Raw genomic sequence first — 20,408 nt, 5'->3', positions numbered from 1 at the left:
GCTCGCTGTCCCCGGATCCACTCCACCCAGGAGGTCTCGTGCGGCTCGTTGTCTTGTCCAGAACCCGGTGGCGGTCCCGTACGGTCGTCGCCGGAGTCGTCGGCGTGCTCTTCGCCGGTGTCTCCGGGGCGGTGCTCCCGGCGAACGCCGCGACAGCCGGTCCGGCCGCCGTCGCCGCGCCGAGTGTCGCCGCGCCGACGAACGCCGCGACGAAGTGCGTCGCCGCCATGCAGCCCGGCTTCAACATCGGCAACTCCCTCGACGCGATCCCCGACGAGACCTCGTGGGGCAACCCGCCGATCACCCAGGCGCTGCTCCAGAAGATCAAGTCTCTGGGATACAAGAGCGTGCGCCTTCCGGTGACCTGGAGCGGACACGAGGGCGCCGCCCCCGATTACCTGATCGACCCGGCCTGGATGGCCCGCGTCAAGCAGGTGGTCGACTGGGCCCGGGCCGACGGCCTGTCCGTGGTGGTCAATGTTCACCACGACTCGTGGCAGTGGATCACGAACATGCCCACCGACCCGACGGTGCAGCCCCACTACGACGCGATCTGGACCCAGATCGCGAACGCGCTCAAGGACGAGCCCCGCTCGGTGGTCTTCGAAGCCGACAACGAGCAGGAGTTCACCGGCGTCACCGACGACCAGGGCGAAGCGCTGCTCAACACGCTCCAGACGGACTTCTTCCACATCGTGCGCGGCTCAGGAGGCGCGAACGCCACACGCTTCCTGATGCTGTCGACGCTGGGCGACTCCGCCCAGAAGGCGTCAGAGGACGCCCTCTCCTCCGAGATCGCCTCGCTGCACGACCCGAACCTGATCGCCTCGTTCCACTACTACGGCTACTGGCCGTTCGGGGTGAACATCGCCGGCGTCGACACCTTCGACGCCACCTCGCAGCAGGACGTCCTGAACGCCTTCACCCTGATGCACGACGAGTTCGTGGCCAAGGGCATACCGGTCTACGCCGGTGAGGTCGGTCTCTACAACGACTTCAGAGGGTTCGGCGGCCTGGAGACCGGCGAGATGCTGAAGTACTACGAGCTGCTGGGCTACGAGGCGCGCACCACCGGCATCACCCTGAGCTACTGGGACGACGGCGGCCGCATCCTGGACCGCACCAGCCTGCAGCTGATCGAGCCAACCACGTTCGCCGCGGCGGCGTCGAGCTGGAAGACCCGCTCGGGTACCGCGTCCAACGACACGCTGTACGTGCCCAAGACGAGCCCGATCGCGGACGAGAGTCTGACGCTCAGCCCGAACGGTCTGCACTTCACCGGGCTCTACGACGGGAACCGGCGGCTGCAAGAAGGCTGTGACTACACCGTCAGCGGCACCAAGCTCACCCTCAAGGCCGCCCTGCTGACCAAGCTGGTCGGCGCCCAGAACTACGGGGTGAACGCCACGCTGTCAGCGCACTTCTCGGCGGGACTGCCGTGGCAGATCAACGTCGTGACCAACGCCCAGCCTGTGCTGTCCGCGGCGACCGGCACGGCGACCGATCCGCTCGCCGTCCCCACGCAGTTCAACGGCGACAGGGTCTTCATGATGCAGTCCGTCTACGCGGACGGCACCAACGCCGGTACCGCCGCCTGGACCGCGTACCAGGCCTACGGTCCGCCGACGGTGTCGGGCTCGGCGTTCTCCGGTGACTACGCGAACAACGCAATCGTCTTGACCCCGGCCTACTTCGCCGCGCTCACCGACGGCGCGCGCGTGACGCTCACCTTCCACTTCTGGAGCGGCGCCACCGCGACGTACTACGTGACCAAGTCCGGCAGCACCGTCACCGGAACGCTGTCCTGACCCCGCCCTGACCCCGCCCTGAGCCCACCCTGAGCCCACCCTGACGCCACCCAGAGCCCACCGCGCGCGCCCGTAAGCTGAGGACAGGCGCGCGCGGTGGTCGTCCGCGTTCTCGAAGACGGACGCTGAGTCCGCTGATCAGCGTGCGATGGTGAAGCGGCGAGCCGGTACATCGGCTCCGACGGGCTCCGCGCCGCCTGGGCGCGACCGCGTCAGCAGTGCGTCCACGGCCAGTGGTCCGGCGCCGACGATGGCGATCAGCAGGAAGGCCCAGGAGAACAGCGCAGCGGGCTCACCGCCGTTGGCCATCGGCAGCAGCGCGTGCTTCTGGTGGACGGAGAAGTAGGCGTAGGCCATGGTCCCGGACAGGATGACGGCCGACAGCCGCGTCCACAGTCCGATCATGACCACGATCCCGAAGACCAGTTGGAGCACCGCCGCGACGCCGCCGGGCCAGGTAGTGGGCGAGACCGTGTGTCCGGTGGTGGCCTTGACCGGGAAGCCGGTCAAGGTGGAGGCGCCGTGGCAGGCCATCAGGAATCCGATGACGATCCGGTACAGCGACACGCCGATGGGCGGCAGCGACCTGAGGTCGGGCATGCGGGTTCACCACTTCCGTGTGGATCCGCCGTGGCAGGCGGATGTCTTGGTTCTCCCCGAACGGCCTTACGGCGCATGGCGGGGAAACGGTGTGCCGGCAGTGGGAACGTATCGGTTCGGTGCTCTGGCAGGAATCAGCACGAAAGCCGCGCCTGCCGGCCCTGGGCACCGAATCGGGGCTGCGTGGCATGTCAACAGGCGATAACGGGTGGTGGGCCCGGCGCGGGAGCGGAAGAAAGTTTCGCGAGCGGTAGCAGAACTCAGGGTACGAACACAGGTCGACCGTCCTGCCGCGCTCCCACCCTCACCACCCTCCCGTCGAACTCGTCGTCGATGCGCGGTGCGAATCGGTTCGATGGAGTGTGGGACGACGACCGGCATCGGGTGCTGTCCGCCCGATGCCGGTCGTCGTCCTGCGCTGACGGTGATGCCAAACGCCTCGCAGCCTCAGCCGGCTGTGGCGGCGCCGACCTCGGCGGGGTCGAAGGCGTCTGCGAACCGGCGGGTGTGGGTGGCCACTCGCCGGCCGAGGTGGCGGGCGGTGGAGACGTCGGCGGCGTGGACGGCGTCGGGGCCCTGGTCGTTCCAGGTCTGGGCGCCGGCGCCGAGGTAGAACCCGAGGCGGTTGTGGTCGTCCTCGCTGGCGGTGGTGGTGTTCCAGCCCGGGAGCAGGCCGAGGCTGATCCAGTGCATGCCGTGTTGGGCGGCGAGCATCGAGAAGTACTGCAGGGTGTGGAGTTTGTCGCCGCTCATGGAGCCGGAGTTGGTGAATCCGGCGGCGATCTTGTCCTGCCAGGCGCGGGTCGTCCAGCGGCCGGAGGTGGCTTCGGCGAAGGCGTGGAAGGCGCCGGAGGCGCTGCCCATATAGGTCGGGCTGCCGAAGACGATCGCGTGGCACCCGTCGAGGGTCTGCCAATCGTCGTCGGTGACGGCGGCGACGTCGATCATCGCGACGCGCGTGCCGGGTATCGATGCGGCTCCCTCGGCGACGGCGTTCGCCAGTTCGCGGGTGTGGCCGTAGCCGGAGGTGTAGGCGATGCCGACGGTGATGCTGGACATGGTGGGTGCTCCGTACTCGGTGTCAGTGCTTGGCTGTGCTTGCAGTACCTACAGCGCTTGGCTGTGCTTGGCAGTAGGTCGTCGGGGTGGTCGGCCGGTCAGGCTTCGCGGGCGTTGGACGTCTCGGCCATGTCGGGGTACCGGTCGCCGGCGACGTGCGCGGCGAGGGGTTCCAGGCGTGCGAGTTCCTCAGCGGTGAGAGTGAGTTCGAGGGCGGCGAGGTTCTCCTTCAAGCGGTGCGGGTGCCGGGTGCCGGGGATCGGCACGACGGGGAGGCGGTGTGTGGCGCGCCGCTGGTGCAGCCACGCCAACGCGACCTGCGCGGGTGTGGCGCCGCGGGCGGCGGCGATCGAGGTGATCGGGGGCAGGAGCGCCGCGTTGCGCTCGGCGTTCTCGCCGGTGAAGCGGGGGAATCGGGTGCGCACGTCGTCGGCGGCCAAGGTGCTGGGCACAGCGCCGGTGAGGAAGCCGCGGCCGAGGGGGGAGTAGGCGACCACGCCGACGCCGAGTTCGGCGGCGGCGGGTACGAGGCTGCGTTCGATGTCCCGGGTGAACAGGGACCACTCCGCCTGCACCGCGCTGATCGGATGGTGGCTGTGGGCCTCGCGCAGTTCGTCGGCGGTGACCTCGGACAGGCCCAGGTGGCGGACTTTGCCGGCGTGGACGAGGTCGGCCATCGCTCCGACGGAGTCGGCCAGCGGGACCGCGGGGTCGCGGCGGTGCATGTAGTAGAGGTCGATGACCTCGATGCCCAGCCGCGTCAGGCTGGCCTCGACGGCGCGGCGGATGTGGGCGGGGTCGTTGCTGACCGACATCGGCCCGTCGGCGGCGCGGACGCTGCCGAACTTGGTGGCGATGACGACGTGGTCCCGGTGGGCGCGGAGGAACGGGGCGAGGAAGCGTTCGTTCTCGCCCCGGCCGTACATGTCGGCGGTGTCGAACAAGGTGACACCGGCGGACAGGGCGGCCTCGAGGGTCTGGCGGGCCGAGTCCTGGTCGGTGTCGCCGTAGAACTCGCTCATCCCCATGCAGCCGAGCCCTTGCGCGCCGACGGCGGGACCGTCCGAGCCGAGCCGGACGGTGGGTATGGAAGGGCTCATGAGATCTCCTAGCGATGATCGATGACGCGTCATTCACCGAGGTGACGTGGTGATGACGCTGTTAACCGTAGGCAGGTGACAGCGTCAGTGTCAACGTCACCGGAAACTTGATACCATCGATACATGCGTAGCGACCCCGGCGGGCCCGAGACGGGTGTGGAACGCCACGATCAGCAGCAGGCGATCCTGAAGGCGGCCGCCGATCTGCTGACCGAACACGGCCCGGCCGGCATCTCGACGCGGGCGGTCGCGGCCGCGGCCGGGGTGCAGACCCCCGCGCTGTATCGCTTGTTCGGGGACAAGGACGGCCTGCTCGACGCCCTCGGCAGCTACGTGTTCGAGAGCTACCTGGCCGAGAAGCGGGGACTGGAACCGAGCGCGGACGCGATCGAGGACATCCGGCGCGGCTGGAACATCCACGTCGAGTTCGGCCTGCGCAATCCCACCTTCTACGCCCTGATGTACGGCAACCTGCGCCCCGGCCGCCGCCCGGCCGCGGCCCAGGAGAACGGCGAGATCCTGCGCCGGCTCCTGGAGCGGGCCCGCGAGCAGGGCCGGCTCCGCGTCCCCGTCGAGACGGCGGCCCGGGCCATCGAGGCCTCGACGACCGGCGCCGTGCTCCTGCTGCTGGCGCAGCCCGAGAGCGAGCGCGACCCGGCACCGCTCACCGGGCTGCGCGACACCGTCATCGACTCGATCGTCAGCACCGAGCCGGCAGCCGACGCCGGAACGGTGATCGCCGACCGGGCCCTGGCGCTGCTGGCCGCCGTCGGCGACGGCGGCGGTGCCGACCCCGTCGTGGACGCCGGATTCAGACCCACCGAAGCAGCGCTGCTGCGTGAGTGGCTGAGCATTCTGAGCCGCTGAGAACCGGTTCCATCTCCGGTCGAGAAATCACACCGATTCATGGGATGTCCATGTCCCGTCCCGGAGCGGTGAACCCTGGGCTGTGCTGTGAAACTTTCACCGTGCGCGGGAGGTCCGCCGGGGCCTTCGAGGCCTGCGAAGCCGCCTGTTCTCGCATTTCAGCGGCCTCACCGGCACGCCGATCGACCGGGCCGGCGCAGTGGTGAGGCCTTGAGACGCCGCAGTGCCCGTGGCAGCTTGACGCAGTGGTGTCGCATGCCGCGTCGGGTCAAGCGATCCCATCTCCGTCGGGTGTCTGCAAGGAGTGTGTCCATGAGCCTGTTCGATCGCCGCGCCGTGGTCGCCGCCGGATGCGAGGTCGACTACACCGACCACATGCGCCATAGAAGAGGGCTCCTGACGACCCTGTGCGTTGTGCTCCTGGCGGCGTTCGGGATGTTCCTGCCGAGCACGGCCAGCGCCTCGACCCTGTGCAACAGCCAGACCGGTAGCAATAACGGCTACTACTACTCGTTCTGGACCGAGGGCAGTGGTTCGGCCTGCATGACGCTCGGCTCCGGCAGCAACTACAGCACCTCCTGGAGCAACGCCGGAAACTTCGTCGCCGGCGAGGGCTGGAGTACCGGCGGACGCCGGACCGTGAACTACTCCGGGAGCTTCAACCCTTCCGGGAACGGTTACCTGTCGCTGTACGGCTGGACCACCAACCCGCTGGTCGAGTACTACATCACCGACAGTTGGGGCAGCTACCGGCCGACCGGTACCTACAAGGGCACGGTCACCAGTGACGGCGGCACCTACGACATCTACGAGACGACGCGGTACAACGCCCCCTCCATCATCGGCACGGCGACGTTCAACCAGTACTGGGCCGTCCGGCAGGCCAAGCGGGTGGGCGGCACCATCACCACCGGCAACTTCTTCGACGCCTGGGCCAGCCACGGCATGAACATGGGCCAGTACAACTACATGATCCTGGCCACCGAGGGCTACCAGAGCAGCGGCAACTCGAACATCACCGTCGATTCCTCGAACGGTGGCGGTGGCGGCGGAGGCGGCACGACAGGCGCGCTGCACGCGGTCGGCGCGGGCAAGTGCCTGGACGTCCCCAACTCCTCGACGACCCCGGGCACCCAGCCGCAGATCTACTCCTGCAACGGCCAGAGCAACCAGACCTGGACCCGCACCTCGTCCGGCCAGCTGACCGTCACCATGAACGGGACCACCCTGTGTCTGGACGCCTACAACCACCAGACCTCGCCCGGCACCAAGGTGGAGACCTGGTCCTGCAACGGCGGCGCGAACCAGCAGTGGAACCTCAACTCCGACGGCACGGTCACCGGAGTGCAGTCAGGGCTCTGTCTGGACGTCAACGGAGCGAGTACCGCGAACGGCGCCTTGGTCCAGCTGTGGACCTGCAGCGGCGCCGCCAATCAGAAATGGACGTTGGGGTGAACGGGGAGCCCGGCCTCGGCCGGCTGCTGCCCTGACGAGACGCCGGTCGGCGCGCCGGGTGCGAGCCGGCACGCCGACCGGCGGCGTTCGGGGCAGGTATGTCATAGGTCTGTCACAGGTATGTCAAAGGCCTGGCATCAAGGAGCACCCAGTCTCACCGTCGCCCGAGACGGCAGATCGGCGCTGGACCGGCCGACGGTGAACTCGTAGTCCCCGCTCTCCAGACGGAAAGCGCCGAGTTCCTCGGACCAATGCGACAGCCGGTCCGCGGGTACCTCGAAGGCGATGGTGCGTGATTCGCCAGGAGCCAGCTCGATCCGTTCGAAGCCTTGCAGGCGGTGTAGGGGACTGGGTACCGAGGCGTCAAGGGCCTGCGAATAGCACTGCACGACCTCCTGACCTGCGACGGCTCCGGTGTTGGTGATCAGCGTCTCGGCCGCTATCGTGAACGATCCCCGCTGATCTTCCCGGACCGTCAGGACGAGCTCTCCGTACTCGAAATCCGTGTACGACAAGCCATGGCCGAACGCGTACAGGTGCTCCCGCTGCGAATACTGATATGTCCAGCCCGATCCGATGATGTCGTAGTCGTCCGGCGCGGGCAGATCAGCGTCGGGGGCGTACCACGTCTGCGGCAGCCGTCCCGCCGGGTTGAACGCTCCGGTCAGCACCTCGGCGACGGCGTTGCCCGCCTCCTGCCCGCCGTGTGCGGTCCACAGGATCGAGGGCACATGCTCGGCGGCCCAGCCGATCGCGTAGGGATAGCTCGATACCAGGACGAGCGTCGTGTCCGGGTTCGCCTGCAGCACCGCGCGCAGCAGCGCCTCCTGGTCCGGCGGAAGCGCGAGCCCGTCGCGGTCGATGGTCTCGCGTCCGTTGATGTGCGGGTCGTTCCCCAGCACCACGACCGCGCGCTGTGCCGAGGCAGCCGCCGCCACCGCCTGGCGGATGCCGGAGGTCACCGTCTCGATCACGAAAGCCGTGGCCTCCTCGGCGGAGTCGGCGTCCGCGACCAGGCGGCCGTCGTCCCCGACGCGCAGGTAGCGGCCCGTGGCGTTGGAGCGTACGAGCCGCTGCCCGTCGTCGGTCTGGTGGAACTCCCACAGCTCCTTGACCACCCAGCCGTCCGGTGTCGCGGCGTCGGCGAGCACATCGGTGTCGCCGTCGCCGGCGAGTGTCAGATACCTGCCGTTCTCGATTGCTTGGAGCGTGTGCACAGGGACGGGGCACTGGACGCTCGTGCCCCAGTCCTGGCGGGCGAACGGCCCGAACTCCGCCTCGCCGGCCCGCAGGTTGACCACGTCCGCGCCGTCCACCGCGGTCACCGCCCGGTCGCCGAAGGCGGTGCGCACGCCGTCGGCGATGCTGACGGCATAGGGCAGTTCGCCGCTGTACCAGTCCGTCAGTACCCTGCTTCCCAGGTGTCCGATCACCGCGACGGCCAGACCCTCCTCGCTCGCGCCGGACTCGGGCACGACCAGCGGCAGCGCCTCGTTCTCGTTCTTGAGCAGGACGATCGCCGCGCGGGCGGCTTCCAGCGCCAGGTCGTTGTGCGCCCGGCAGCTGATGACGTCGGCGCGGATGCCGGCGTAGGGGTCGACGGCGGGGTCGAACTCGCCGGTCGCGGCGCGCATCGCCAGCACCCGTCCGACCGCCGCGTCGATGTCGGCCTCGGTGATCAGCCCTTGCCACAGCGCACCGGTGAAACGCTCGACGGTCAGCCGCGAGTCCGGACCGCCGTCGGTGAAACTGTCCACGCCGGCCTTGAGGGCTGCCGCATGTGACTCCTCATGCGTGGCGAAGTACTTCTCGCGGTCGACCAGGTTCGACGGAGCCTGGGCGTCGGAGCAGACGACCAGTTCCGGATTCCACGCTCGCAGCGCGTCCTTGAGCAGCGAGTGGACATGGTTGGGGACGCCGTTGGTGAGGTTGTAGCCCGGCATCACCCCGGCGGCCACTCCGGCCAGGATCGGACCGCGGAAGGCCGGCAGCTCGTATTCGTGCAGGACGCGCGGCGGGACTTTGATGTCGATGATGTCGCGTTCGGTCTCGACGTTGTACGCCAGGAAGTGCTTGAGCACCGGAGCCGTGCGCCAGACGGCCGGGTCGTCGCCGCGCAGCCCGCGGCAGTACGCGGTGGCCATTTCGGCGGTGGCGTGCGGGTCCTCGCTGTAGCCCTCCTCGTTGCGTCCCCAGCGCGGGTCGCGCAGCAGGTTCACCACCGGCGCCCAGACGTTGAGCGAGACCATCGGGTGCTTGTCGGCCACGTCGTTGGCCCGGAAGGCGTTCTCCGTGTCCTGACGGAACGCCCGCACCTCGGTCGACACCGCTTCTCCCACCCGCCGCAGCAGGTCCCGGTCCCAGGTGGCGCCGAGCCCGACCGCCTGGGGGAACACGGTGGCGCGTCCGATCCAGGCCACGCCGTGCAGGGCTTCGCAGCCGGTGTGGAACGCGGCCAGACCGAGGCGCTCGACCGCGGGCTGCTGCTGGTGCAGGAACGCGATCTTCTCAGCCGCGGACAGTTTCGCCAGTAAGGCGGCGGCCTTCACGGCGGCATGGGGAACGTCAGTCACAGCATGACCTTTTCCTCGGGGGCGGTGCGGACAACCGCGGGGGAACCGCTGCCGGGCTGGGAGAAACCGGCGGCGGCCGACGGCAGGCGGTCGCGCTCGTCGAAGCGCTTCGAAAGTCCCATCAATCGACAGACGTGTCAACCCCCTGGGTATCCCGCATGGTCGATAACGATGCAGCTCACAGTGGCTTAGACCAATCCGCGACGCCGTCGCGCGGCGCACCCGCCGCACCAGGAACATGGGATGTCTAAAACGTTTTGGTGGCCTCGCTGCTACGGAAACGTGACCATCGACCCTTGCGCGGTCGGTAAGTCTGACTTAACCTCATCGCAATATTGAAGCGCTTCGACAGTGCTCGGTGACCGTGCGTCAGCCCAGGGCCCGCACCAGCCGACCCCGGACCACCCACCTGCGGCCGCCCGGACACGCCAGATGCCGACTGGCCGTGTCGGTGGCGCGGACCATCTCGTTGACTGGAGAGTTCAATGTCGAGCACCAACGCCTTCACGCGCCGCGGATTCCTCGCGGCCTCCGCCGGCGCCGCCGGCGCGATCGGGCTGTCCCCGCTGCTGGCGGCCTGCGGCAACAACGGCGGCAAGGGCGGGGCGAGCACCAAGGCGGCGATCCAGGCCGTGCTGCCGACGTACAAGCCGCTGTCCGGCGGGGTCACCCCCGACATCCCGTCCGTGCCGGGCACGAACGGCGCCATGACCGACCCGGGTTTCCTGAAGTACCCCAGCACCCTGCCGAAGACGGTGACCGGCCAGGTCGGCTCCGGCGGGAGGTACGCCGGCGTCGCGCCGTCGTGGAACCCGGTCCCGCCGGCCGGCAACTCCTACTACGAGGCGGTGAACAAGGCGCTCGGCGCGACCTTCGTCTCCCAGCCGGCCAACGGCAACACCTACAACACCGTCATCCCGCCGCTGATCGCCGCGGACAAGCTGCCGGACTGGCTGTCCATCCCGGGCTGGCTGAACCCCACCTTCGACACCGGCGGCCTGGTCGGCACCAAGCTGGCCGACCTGACGACCTACCTCGGGGGCGACGCGGTCCTGGAGTACCCGAATCTCGCGGCCATCCCCAGCGGCGGCTGGAAGTGCGGGATCTGGAACAACCGGCTCTACGGCATCCCGTCGCAGACCGACAGCCTGAGCTTCGCCGGCGCCATCTACTACCGCAAGGACCTGCTGGACGCCAAGGGCATCACCCCGAACGTCAAGACCGCGCAGGACTTCGAGGCCCTCGGCCGGGAGATCAACAACCCCGGCGGCGGCGTGTGGGCGTTCGACGACATGCTGGTGTACCTCTACCAGGTCTTCAAGGTGCCGCTGGGCGGGTGGTACCTGGAGAACGGCAAGATCAAGAACGTCGGCGAGCACCCCGCCATGCTGGAGTGCCTGGCCTGGGCCAACAAGATCGCCAAGGCCGGGTTGGTCCACCCCGACGCGATCGCCGGAGTGAACACCAGCAACCCCAGCCGGTTCATGGCCGGCAAGGTGTACATCGAGGCCGGCGGCATGGCCGGCCTGAGCGGCCCGGACGCGAAGAACGGCACCGCGGGCAAGGCCGGCTACCAGCGCGCGCTGTTCCCGCTGTTCTCCTCCGACGGTTCGACCCCGAGTATCGGCCTGGGCGGCTCCTCGGGCTGGATGAGCTATCTGAACAAGAATCTGAACCCGGAGCAGATCAAGGAGTGCCTGCGGATCGCGAACTTCTTCGCCGCGCCGTTCGGGTCCTTCGAGTACAACCTCCTCAACTACGGAGTCGAAGGCGTCCACTACACGATGGGCCCTGAAGGACCGGTGTTCACCAAGGAGGGCTCCAACACGGCGGCCGACGGCATATTCGGCTTCTTCAGCACCGCTCAGACCGCGGTCTACAACGCGGGGTACCCCGACGTCACCAAGGCCATGGAGGCTTGGTGCGCCGACGCGGCCAAGCACGCCTACAAGCCGATGTTCTGGAACCTGAACATCAGCGTGCCCAGCCAGTTCTCCAAAACCGCCGCCCAGACCGAGTTGTGGGACGCGACGCAGGCGGTGGCGCACGGAAAGCAGCCGGTGTCGTACTACCAGGACGCGTACTCCCGGTGGAAGAGCGGCGGCGGCGACGCCCTGGGGACCTGGTACCAGCAGAACCTTATTGACAAGGGCCTCAGCTAGCCGGCCCTGGGTCCGGCCGCCGCGCGCGCTTGAGGGGGCGACGTCGCGGCGGCCGGCACCCCTTGCGGTGCGTGACCAGGACTGGGACCGGGATGGGAAGTGGATCAGATGGCGGTGATGGCGGACGGCGCGGCCGTGCCGGAGGAAGCGAGGCCTCGGCCGGAGGCGCCGCCGGGCAGGCGGGAGAACGCCGGCCCGGCTCCGGCTCGGCCGGCGCGCGGGCTGAGCCGGTGGGCGCGGCTGCGGCGGGACCGGTCTCTGCTGCTCATGATCGCCCCGGCGATGCTCGTGCTGCTGGTCTTCGCATACCTGCCGATGTTCGGGACGATCTCGGCGTTCGAGTACTACGACCCCATCTACGGGTTCTTCCACAGCAACTGGGTCGGCCTGAAGAACTTCACCGACCTGATGGCCGACCCGGCGTTCTGGCACGCGTTCGAGAACACCTTGGTGCTGAGCCTGGTCTCGCTCGTCTTGTACTTCCCGATCCCGGTCGCGCTGGCGCTGCTGCTGAACACCGTGATCAGCACCAAGCTCCGGTCCTTCATCCAGGCCGTGGTCTACCTCCCGCACTTCTTCTCCTGGGTGCTGGTCATCACCGTCTTCAACCAGATGCTCGGCGGCGCCGGCCTGCTCAACCAGTTCCTGCGCCAGCACCACATGGCGACCTGGAACATCATGTCCAGCGGGTCGGCGTTCAAGTACCTGGTGACCTTCGAGTCGGTGTGGAAGGAGGCCGGCTGGGGGATCATCGTCTTCTTGGCCGCGCTGGCCGCCATCGACCCGGCCCTGTACGAGTCGGCCGCGGTGGACGGGGCGAGCCGCTGGCGGCGGATGTGGCACATCACGCTGCCGGGGATGCGCGGCATGATTGTCCTGATGCTGGTCCTGCGCTTGGGCAACGCGCTTAACGTCGGTTTCGAGCAGATGCTCATCCAGCGCCAGGCGGTCGGAGCCCAACACGCCGAAGTCCTGGACACGTTCGCCTACTTCTACGGGATCGGCAACGGCAACTTCGGCTACGGAGCGGCGGCCGGCCTGTTCAAAGGCATCATCTCCCTGATTTTGATCTTCGCGGCCAACAAGATGGCGCACAAGTTCGGTGAGGACGGGTTGTACCGCAAATGAGCGCACTGTCTACCGCCTCCGCACCCGGTCGGCGCGAGCCTCCGTCCGGCAACGTCCCCCGCGAGCGGGCCAAGGGCCGCGCGGTCTGGGAGGAGCGCCCGACCCTGGTCGGGCAGTTCGGCAAGGGCGTGGTCCTCACCGTCGTCGTATTGGCCGTGGTCCTGCCGCTGTACGCCATCATTCTGACCAGCTTCTCCAGCGAGGGCGCCATCACCCGGGCCGGCGGCAGCCTGGTCGTGGTGCCGGACGGGCTGAGCCTGAGCGCCTACCGGGAGATCTTCTCCAACGGCGTGGTCACCCGCGCCGTGGTGGTCAGCGTCGGGATCACGGTCGTGGGCACCGCGGTGTCGATGGTCCTGAGCATCCTGTGCGCCTACGGGCTGTCCCGGGTCCGCTCGTTCGGCCACCGGTTCTTCCTGGGCGCGATGATCTTCACGATGTTCTTCGGCGGCGGTCTGATCCCCGGCTTCCTGGTGGTCACCTCTCTCCACGGCTACGACAATTACTGGGCGCTGATCCTGCCCAGCTGTCTGTCGGTCTTCAACATCCTCATCATGCGGGGCTTCTACCAGGCCACCGCCCAGGAGATGATCGACGCCGCGCGGATCGACGGCGCCGGGGAGTGGCGCATCCTGTGGTCGGTGGTGCTGCCCACGACCAAGGCGGTGACCGCGGTGATGACCCTGTTCTATGCCGTCGGCTATTGGGGTTCGTGGTTCAACACCCTGCTGTACATGCCGTTCGACAACAACAAGTGGTCGCTGTCCTACGTGCTCTACGAATACGTCAACCTCGGCGCGAAGATGCCGGGCGTCGGCACCGCCGGTGCCGGCGACACGGTCCAGCACCAGGTCGCCTCGCCGTTCGGAATCTCCATGGCCGTGGTCGTGCTCACGCTCATCCCGATCCTGGCCGTCTACCCCTTCCTGCAGAAGCACTTCACCAAGGGCATGCTCACCGGCGCCATCAAGGGCTGAGCCCATCACAGGCGGAAAGGAATGATGCGTCATGCCATCGCTCGGCGATGCCACCGGCGGCCGCATCCTGTTCGGCGGCGACTACAACCCCGAACAGTGGCCGCGCGAAGTCTGGGACGAGGACGTGCGCCTGATGCGCGAGGCCGGGGTGAACCTGGCCACGGTCGGCGTCTTCTCCTGGGCCCTGCTCGAACCCCGGCCCGGCGAGCGCGACTTCGGCTGGCTCACCGAGGTGCTGGATCTGTTGCACGCCAACGGCATCGGCGTGGGGCTGGCCACCCCTACCGCGTCGCCGCCGCCGTGGATGGGCCACCGCTGGCCCGAGACGCTGCCGCGCAACCCGGACGGGACGATCCGGACGTACGGTTCGCGCAACGCCTACTGTCCGTCCTCTCCGGTGTACCGGGCCTTCGCCGACGCGATCTGCGCCGACCTGGCATCGGTCTACGCGCACCACCCGGCGCTGCGGATGTGGCACATCGGCAACGAGTTCGGGACCGTCTGCCACTGCGACCGGTGCGCCGTGCGCTTCCGCCGCTGGCTCCAGGCCAGATACGGGGACCTCGACCGGCTGAACGAAGCCTGGGGCACCGCCTTCTGGTCGCAGCGCTACGGCGACTGGGACGAGGTCATCCCGCCGCGCCAGGTCCAGTACGTCATCAACCCCACCCAGGACCTGGACTATCAGCGTTTTGCCTCCGACCTGCTGCTGGAGGGCTTCACGACGGAGCGCGACATCGTGCGCGGCGCCAACCCCGCCATCCCGATCACGACCAACTCCATGACCTTCTTCAAGGCCACGGACTTGTGGCGGTGGGGCGCCGAGGAGGATTTCACCGCGCTGGACTCCTACCCGGACCCCAACAGCCCGCGGGCTGCCCGCGACGGGGCGATGGCCCAGGACCTCATCCGCTCCGTGGGCGGCGGCAAGCCGTGGCTGATGATGGAGCAGACCCCGGGCCGCGCCGGATTCCGGCACGTCGCGACGCCCAAGCGTCCCGGTCTGAACCGCCTGTGGTCCCTGCAGGCGGTGGCGCGCGGCGCCGACGGGATCCTGCACTTCCAGTGGCGCGCCTCCCAGCAGGGCGCCGAACGCACCCACGGAGCGATGCTGCCGCATGCCGGCCCTGATTCAAGGATCTTCCGCGAGGTGTGCGACCTGGGCAAGGAGCTGGGCGACCTGACCGGCGTCCTGGGCGCCAAGGTGGCCGCCGAGGTCGCCATCGTGCTCGACTGGGACTCCTGGCGCGCCGTCGAGCTGGACCACCAGCCGCACAGCGGATTCCGCTACGTCGACCGCATCCGCGAGTACTACACGCCGCTGTGGAAGACGAACGTGACCGTCGACTTCGTGCATCCGGAAGCCGATCTGAGCCGGTACAAACTCGTCGTGGCACCGAACCTTTATCAGGTCTGTGACGCTGCCGCCGACAACGTCATCGGCTACGTGGAGCGCGGTGGAAACCTGGTCGTCGGCCCGTTCTCCGGCGTGGCCGACCCCGACGAGCGCATCCGCCTCGGCGGGTACCCGGCGCCGTTCCGGGACCTGCTGGGACTGCGCATCGAGGAGTACTGGCCGCTGCCGGACGACGAACCGCTCACCCTGCGCTCAGAACTGTTCGGCGACTTCAGCGCGCGATCCTGGGCCGAGTGGCTGGCCACCGGCGCCGGCACGGCGCTCGCCGAGATCGCCACGGGACCGCTGACAGGAATCCCCGCGATCGTGCGCAACGCCTACGGCGCGGGGACCGCCTGGTACGTGGCCACGCTGCCCGAGGAGCGGGTGATGGCGCGCCTGCTCGCCCTCGCTTGCGACCAAGCCGGCGTCGAATCGGTTCTCCCCGGTCTGCCGGAAGGAGTCGAGGCGGTGCGGCGGGGCGAATACGTCTTCGTGCTCGACCACGGCAGGGGGACCGTCGAGGTCCGGTCGACGGTCGCGGCCACCCTGTAGACAGGCCGCGCTGCGACTCGCTACCGGGGAAACTCAGACCGCCGGTGCGGCCGCGCTGGATTCGCGGACGGTGAGCCGGGGCGGAAGCAGCGTGAGGGACGAGCGGCGATTGCCCTCCAACTGCGCCATCGCCTGGCGCACTGCGCGGCGTCCCATTTCTTCGGCGGGGATCGAGACGCTCGTCAGCCGGGGCGAGGATTGCAGGGCTACCTGGTCCGGGCAGATTGCCACGACGCTGGTGTCCTCGGGGACGACGCGGCCGGCGAGCCGCAGCAGGCTCAGCAGCGGCGCGATGGCGGCTTCGTTCTGGACTACGAAGCCGGTCGTGGTCGGCCGTTCCTCCAGGATGCGGGCCAGGACGCCGGCGGCGGACTCGTACGTGCCCTCACACGGCCGGTGCACCGCGCGGAGTCCGCGTTCTGCGACGCCGCGCTGGAAGCCGGTCAGGGTGCGCGCGGCGAAGCCGGTGTGCCGGCGGTAGACCGCCTCGCTCTCGCCGATCAGGGCGATGTCACGGTGGCCCAGGTCGGCCAGGTGGTCCACGCACACCGCGCCGGTGGCCTCGAAGTCCAGGTCCACGCAGGTGAGGCCGGCGGTGTCGGCGGGCAGCCCGATCAGGACCGACGGCGTGCCGGTCTCGCGGAGCACCGGGACCCGGTCGTCGTCGAGCTCGACGTCCATCAGGATCATCGCGTCGGCCACACCGCTCCCGGCGATCCGGCGCACGCCGCCGGTGCCCTCGTCCTTGGTCAGCAGCAGCACGTCCTGCTCGAACTCGCGGGCCTCCGTGGCCACGGCCATCGCGATCTCCATGATCACCGGCACGTACATGTCGCTGCGCAGCGGCACCATGAGTGCGAGGACGTTCGAGCGGTTCGAGGCCAGCGCGCGGGCGCCGGCGTGCGGGTGGTAGCCCAGCGCCGCGATGGCCGCCTCCACCTTGCGCCGGGTGTCCTCGGAGATGGAACGCTTTCGCGACAGCACATACGAAACTGTCGACGGCGAGACGCCCGCTCGGCGCGCGACCTCGGCGATGGTCACCATGAGTTCTCCTCCAGCCGCGCCCGGACGTCGTCCCAGGACACGGGCCTCGCGGATCAGGGAAGTGCCGCTCGGCGGCGGCCGATCAGCGGGATGGCGCACGGCGTCGGCCGCCTGCCGGGACGAGTGGTGGTGAAGCGCTTCGACGAGATGTCGACAGAAGCGCCGGATCCGTGCGATAGAAGGCTATCTCTGGCGACTCTAGCCTGTCCAGGACAATACCGAAGCATTTCGAAGCGCTTCGACGTCGATCCTCGCCGAGGCGCTGACCGAAGGCTCGACACGCCGCTAGCGTGCCTGAGAAATTATCGGAACACCATCCGAGAAACTTTCTCGCCAAAACCCTGATGGGTCCTGCGAGCTTGGGCACCACTCCACGACCGAGCAGCCTGGTGGGCTGACGCTGCCCGGAGTCAGCTTGCTGTCGCCGGTGCCGCGGTACTTTCGCGAACGGTGAGAGTGGTCGCCATCTCCACGCCGATCTGCGCCGGTTCCTCGCCGCGCCCCAGACTCAGCGCGAGTTCGGCGGCGGCGGATGCCATCTCTGCCAGCGGTCGGTGCACGGTGGTCAGCGGCGGTTCGACCCATGCTCCGACCGGCAGGTCGTCGAATCCGACCACGCTCAGGTCTTCGGGGATGCGCAGGCCGAGTTCGCGCGCGGCGCGGTACACGCCGAGTGCCTGGAGGTCGTTCGCGGCGAAGATCGCGGTGGGTCGGTCGGCGCGCGTCAGGAGGCTGAGTGCGGCGGCGTGGCCGTCCTCGCGGGTGAGCGGGGCGTCGGCGATCAGTTCCGGCTCCACGGGAAGCCCGGCGGCCTGCATCGCCGAGTGGAAGCCGGCCAGCCGGGCGCGGCAGGGGAGGTGGTGCGGGTCGCTGATGACGGCGATGTGCCGGTGGCCGAGCTTGATCAGGTGCCGGGTCGCGGTCTGCCCGCCCCGCCAGTCGGTGGCGCCGACGAAGGGCACGTCGTCCGGCAGCTCGGTGGCCGGATCCAGGACCAGGAACGGGATGCCGCGGGTCTTGAGCAAGCTGCGCTCGTCCTCGGAGAGCTGAGCCACGGCCAGCACGGCCCGCGGACGCCGTTCGACCAGCTCGTCCACGGCGGAGCCCGCGGCCGCGCCCGGTCCGGACTCGGAGATCACGACGCCGAACCGGTGCTTGCGGGCGACCTGCTCCACACCGCGGATGACGTCCACGGCCCGCATGCCGGCGAGTTCGTGGAACACCAACTCCAGGATGTCGTTGCCCTTAGCGGGAGGCTTGCGGTAGCCGTACTGCTCGATCAGTTCCTCGATCCGCGCCCGGGTCTGGTCGGAGACCCCGGACCGGCCGTTGAGGACCTTGGACACGGTGGGCACTGAGACACCTGCGGTCTCCGCGATATGCGCGATGGTCACGGGACCGGTTCCCCGTTGGCCTTCGGGCTCCGCCACGTATGTCTCCTCGTCCGCCACGCCCTATTCATACACCAGGATCACCGCATCATTGCAAGGTTTCGCCGGGGTGGGCCGAAAGTTGCCTGCGGGGTAGGGGCGGGGGCGGGGGCGGGGGCACCAACACAGGCGCCGGCGGCGGGAGATGCCCGTCCCGCCGCCGGCAGTCGTCCGTGGTCAGATCGCGACGATCGACCACGCGTTGTTGGGGCTGGAGTTGGGGCTCCACAGGACGGCGGTGGAACCCGCCGTGGTGCTGCCGGAGCCGTCCAGCGCGGTGCCGGTGCCTCGGTTGACGATGTGGTAGCGCCCGCTGCCGGCGCTGGTGAGGCTCCATTGCTGGTTGTTGCCGCCGTTCCAGGCGGATTGGCGGGCCGGTGCGCCGTTGGCGGTGTTGCCCCAGCTGTCGGCGACCATGCCGTTGGTGTTGTTGACGATGCGGTAGTAGCCGCCGCCGAGCGGCACGAGCTGCCACTGCAGGTTGGTGCTGCCGTCGTAGTTCCACTGCTTCAGGTTCGAGCCGGAGGCGACGCTGCCGCCGCTGTCCAGGACCAGGCCGGTGGCGCCGTTGACGATCTTCGACCAGCCGGTCGGGACGGATCCGCCGCCGCCCAGGGTCGGGATCTGGCCGGAGAAGGTCAGTTTGACCGTGTAGGCCAGGGCTGAGAAGGGCGCGTTGGACGAGGGCATCGAGAAGTGCAGGCCGCCGGAGTCCTGGACCGGGGAGGGCAGGTTGACGTAGGTCCCCGCGGCGTTGTTCAGCAGCTGCGCGGAGACCAGGGTGCTGAGATTGATCTGGTTGGAGTTCAGCGTGGTGACCGTCATGGTGCTGCCCTGCCAGCCGAGGGCGGTGGCGTACAGGACAGTGTTGTCCTTGCTGCGGGTGAAGCGGACGTCCTGCGGCGTGCCCGCCTTCGGGCCGGAGAAGGACCCGCCGCCCATCGCGGTGGGACCCTCGCCGTAGGAGGTCCACGCGCGGGTGGCGTAGATCGCCTCGCCGAAGCGGCCGAGCCAGTCGCCCATGCCGAGCAGGAGGCTCTGCTGGCCCGAGGGGATGGTGCCGTCGGCCATCGGGGCGATGTTCAGCAGCATGTTGCCGCCCTTGGCCACCCGGTCGATGAGCGCGTGCAGCAGTGCCTGGCCGGTGTAGTAGCCGATGCCGACGGTGTAGCACCAGCTGGAGGAGGAGATGGAGTCGTCGGTGAGCCAGTACGGCGTGAGCAGGCCGCCGGGACCGCCGCGCTCGAAGTCGAAGACCTCGCCGGAGGTGTCGAAGCCGTCCTTGTAGGTGGCCACGACGTCCTTGTTCCAGGACACGGCCTTGTTGTAGTAGTACGACAGGAAGGCCAGGCGCTCGGATTCCTGGACGCCGTTCAGGTCGAAGTCCTGCCAGATCAGGTCCGGCTGGTAGCCGTTGATCACCTCGACCAGCTTGTTGTACCAGAGCTGGTTCTCTGCCGTGGTCCCCGTCTGCCCGTACAGCTTCTGCAGCGTGGCGGTCGACTGCTGGGGGACGTACTGGTAGTAGCCCTGGAAGTGGTAGGCGTGGTGCAGGGAGGTCATGAACTTCAACCCCTGCGCGCGGATCGCCTGGGCGTGCAGGTTCACCAGGTCCAGGTTCGGACCGGTCTTCACCGAGTTCCACTCGTTGACCTGGCTGTTCCACATCGAGTAGCCGTCGTGGTGCTCGGCCACGGGACCGGCGAACCTCGCGCCGGCGTTCTTGAACAGCTGGGCCCAGGCGTTCGGATCCCAGCTGCCGCCGGCGGAGGTCAGCTTGGGCGCGAACTTGGTGAAGTGGCCCGACTTGTCGTTTGCCCCGAGGATGAAGTTGTGGTACGGCCACACCGACGGGTCCCCGTAGGTGGCGATGTGGTGCTGGTTCTCGGCCGAGCCCGAGTTGTACATGTTGCGCGGGTACCACTCGTTGCCGAAGGCGGGGACGGAGAACACGCCCCAGTGGTAGTAGATCCCGAACTTGGCGTCCTGGAACCACTCGGGCGCCGGCGGGTGCTGATCCACCGACGGCCAGGCGGCCGTGTAGCTCTGCGGGCCGACGGTGGCGGACGCGGAGGGGGCAAAACGCAGCAGGCCGAACGCGGCGGCTGTGCCGGCGCTTCCGGCGGCGAGGAGGGAGCGGCGGCTGATGGGGTGAGGAGAGGAGGACATACAGCGAGTCCTTTCGGCGCAGAGGCTTCGGGTCGGTGCTCATCCCCACAGGCTGCCCGGCATCAGGCTGCGATTGATGGGATGT

The 20,408-nt window shown here is 68.7% G+C and carries 15 protein-coding genes; 7 read left to right on the top strand and 8 right to left on the bottom strand.

The window, feature by feature from the left end; all coding sequences use genetic code 11:
* Nucleotides 1-38 precede the first annotated feature (38 nt).
* Nucleotides 39-1,808 (top strand): cellulase family glycosylhydrolase, encoded by a 1,770-nt coding sequence (locus tag CACI_RS24465; protein WP_015793535.1) that lies wholly within the window; start codon nt 39-41, stop codon nt 1,806-1,808.
* A 138-nt stretch (nt 1,809-1,946) separates the two neighbouring features.
* On the opposite strand, the gene CACI_RS24460 is transcribed toward CACI_RS24465, so the two are convergent.
* The 3 genes from CACI_RS24460 to CACI_RS24450 all read right to left on the bottom strand — a co-directional run bounded on the left by CACI_RS24460 (nt 1,947) and on the right by CACI_RS24450 (nt 4,567).
* Nucleotides 1,947-2,408, bottom strand: a complete 462-nt coding sequence (locus tag CACI_RS24460) for a DoxX family protein (RefSeq protein ID WP_015793534.1) — start codon at nt 2,406-2,408, stop codon at nt 1,947-1,949.
* 447 nt (nt 2,409-2,855) lie between these two features.
* Complete coding sequence (locus CACI_RS24455; protein ID WP_015793533.1) at nt 2,856-3,467, bottom strand: flavodoxin family protein; 612 nt, start codon at nt 3,465-3,467, stop codon at nt 2,856-2,858.
* A 98-nt stretch (nt 3,468-3,565) separates the two neighbouring features.
* Nucleotides 3,566-4,567: an aldo/keto reductase gene (locus CACI_RS24450; protein WP_015793532.1), complete on the bottom strand. Its 1,002-nt coding sequence runs from the start codon at nt 4,565-4,567 to the stop codon at nt 3,566-3,568.
* A 123-nt stretch (nt 4,568-4,690) separates the two neighbouring features.
* Here CACI_RS24450 and CACI_RS24445 point away from each other — a divergent pair, with 123 nt between their 5' ends.
* Nucleotides 4,691-5,434, top strand: coding sequence for a TetR/AcrR family transcriptional regulator (locus CACI_RS24445; RefSeq protein WP_015793531.1), 744 nt, complete (start codon nt 4,691-4,693; stop codon nt 5,432-5,434).
* A gap of 312 nt (nt 5,435-5,746) precedes the next feature.
* A complete protein-coding gene (locus CACI_RS24440; protein WP_015793530.1) occupies nt 5,747-6,889 on the top strand; it encodes a glycoside hydrolase family 11 protein in 1,143 nt (380 codons plus the stop codon).
* Between the two features lie 137 nt (nt 6,890-7,026).
* Here CACI_RS24440 and CACI_RS24435 read toward each other — a convergent pair whose 3' ends face one another.
* Together CACI_RS24435 and CACI_RS53585 are read right to left on the bottom strand one after the other, a co-directional pair.
* Nucleotides 7,027-9,462, bottom strand: coding sequence for a beta-glucosidase family protein (locus CACI_RS24435; RefSeq protein WP_015793529.1), 2,436 nt, complete (start codon nt 9,460-9,462; stop codon nt 7,027-7,029).
* Nucleotides 9,459-9,584, bottom strand: coding sequence for a hypothetical protein (locus CACI_RS53585; RefSeq protein ID WP_015793528.1), 126 nt, complete (start codon nt 9,582-9,584; stop codon nt 9,459-9,461). The genes CACI_RS24435 and CACI_RS53585 overlap by 4 nt, the downstream gene beginning before the upstream one ends.
* A gap of 363 nt (nt 9,585-9,947) precedes the next feature.
* Here CACI_RS53585 and CACI_RS24430 point away from each other — a divergent pair, with 363 nt between their 5' ends.
* The 4 genes from CACI_RS24430 (at nt 9,948) to CACI_RS24415 (ending at nt 15,680) form a co-directional block, all read left to right on the top strand.
* Nucleotides 9,948-11,624, top strand: coding sequence for a type 2 periplasmic-binding domain-containing protein (locus tag CACI_RS24430; protein ID WP_015793527.1), 1,677 nt, complete (start codon nt 9,948-9,950; stop codon nt 11,622-11,624).
* Nucleotides 11,625-11,732: 108 nt separating this feature from the next.
* Nucleotides 11,733-12,752 (top strand): ABC transporter permease, encoded by a 1,020-nt coding sequence (locus CACI_RS24425; protein WP_015793526.1) that lies wholly within the window; start codon nt 11,733-11,735, stop codon nt 12,750-12,752.
* Nucleotides 12,749-13,729, top strand: coding sequence for a carbohydrate ABC transporter permease (locus tag CACI_RS24420; RefSeq protein WP_015793525.1), 981 nt, complete (start codon nt 12,749-12,751; stop codon nt 13,727-13,729). Before CACI_RS24425 ends, CACI_RS24420 begins: the two co-directional genes overlap by 4 nt.
* Before the next feature lie 31 nt (nt 13,730-13,760).
* Nucleotides 13,761-15,680: a beta-galactosidase gene (locus tag CACI_RS24415; RefSeq protein ID WP_015793524.1), complete on the top strand. Its 1,920-nt coding sequence runs from the start codon at nt 13,761-13,763 to the stop codon at nt 15,678-15,680.
* 33 nt (nt 15,681-15,713) lie between these two features.
* Here CACI_RS24415 and CACI_RS24410 read toward each other — a convergent pair whose 3' ends face one another.
* The 3 genes from CACI_RS24410 to CACI_RS24400 all read right to left on the bottom strand — a co-directional run bounded on the left by CACI_RS24410 (nt 15,714) and on the right by CACI_RS24400 (nt 20,323).
* Nucleotides 15,714-16,724: a LacI family DNA-binding transcriptional regulator gene (locus CACI_RS24410; protein ID WP_015793523.1), complete on the bottom strand. Its 1,011-nt coding sequence runs from the start codon at nt 16,722-16,724 to the stop codon at nt 15,714-15,716.
* 410 nt (nt 16,725-17,134) lie between these two features.
* Nucleotides 17,135-18,118 carry a LacI family DNA-binding transcriptional regulator gene (locus CACI_RS24405; protein WP_041542342.1) on the bottom strand — a complete coding sequence of 328 codons (984 nt, stop codon included), beginning with the start codon at nt 18,116-18,118 and terminating at the stop codon, nt 17,135-17,137.
* Between the two features lie 213 nt (nt 18,119-18,331).
* A complete protein-coding gene (locus CACI_RS24400; RefSeq protein WP_015793521.1) occupies nt 18,332-20,323 on the bottom strand; it encodes an alpha-L-fucosidase in 1,992 nt (663 codons plus the stop codon).
* Nucleotides 20,324-20,408 lie beyond the last annotated feature (85 nt).

The sequence above is a fragment of the Catenulispora acidiphila DSM 44928 genome (assembly GCF_000024025.1).
GTDB classification, from domain to species: domain Bacteria; phylum Actinomycetota; class Actinomycetes; order Streptomycetales; family Catenulisporaceae; genus Catenulispora; species Catenulispora acidiphila.
The sequence above is the reverse complement of the archived record's forward strand: the minus strand, read 5'-3'. Positions and strand labels throughout refer to the sequence as shown.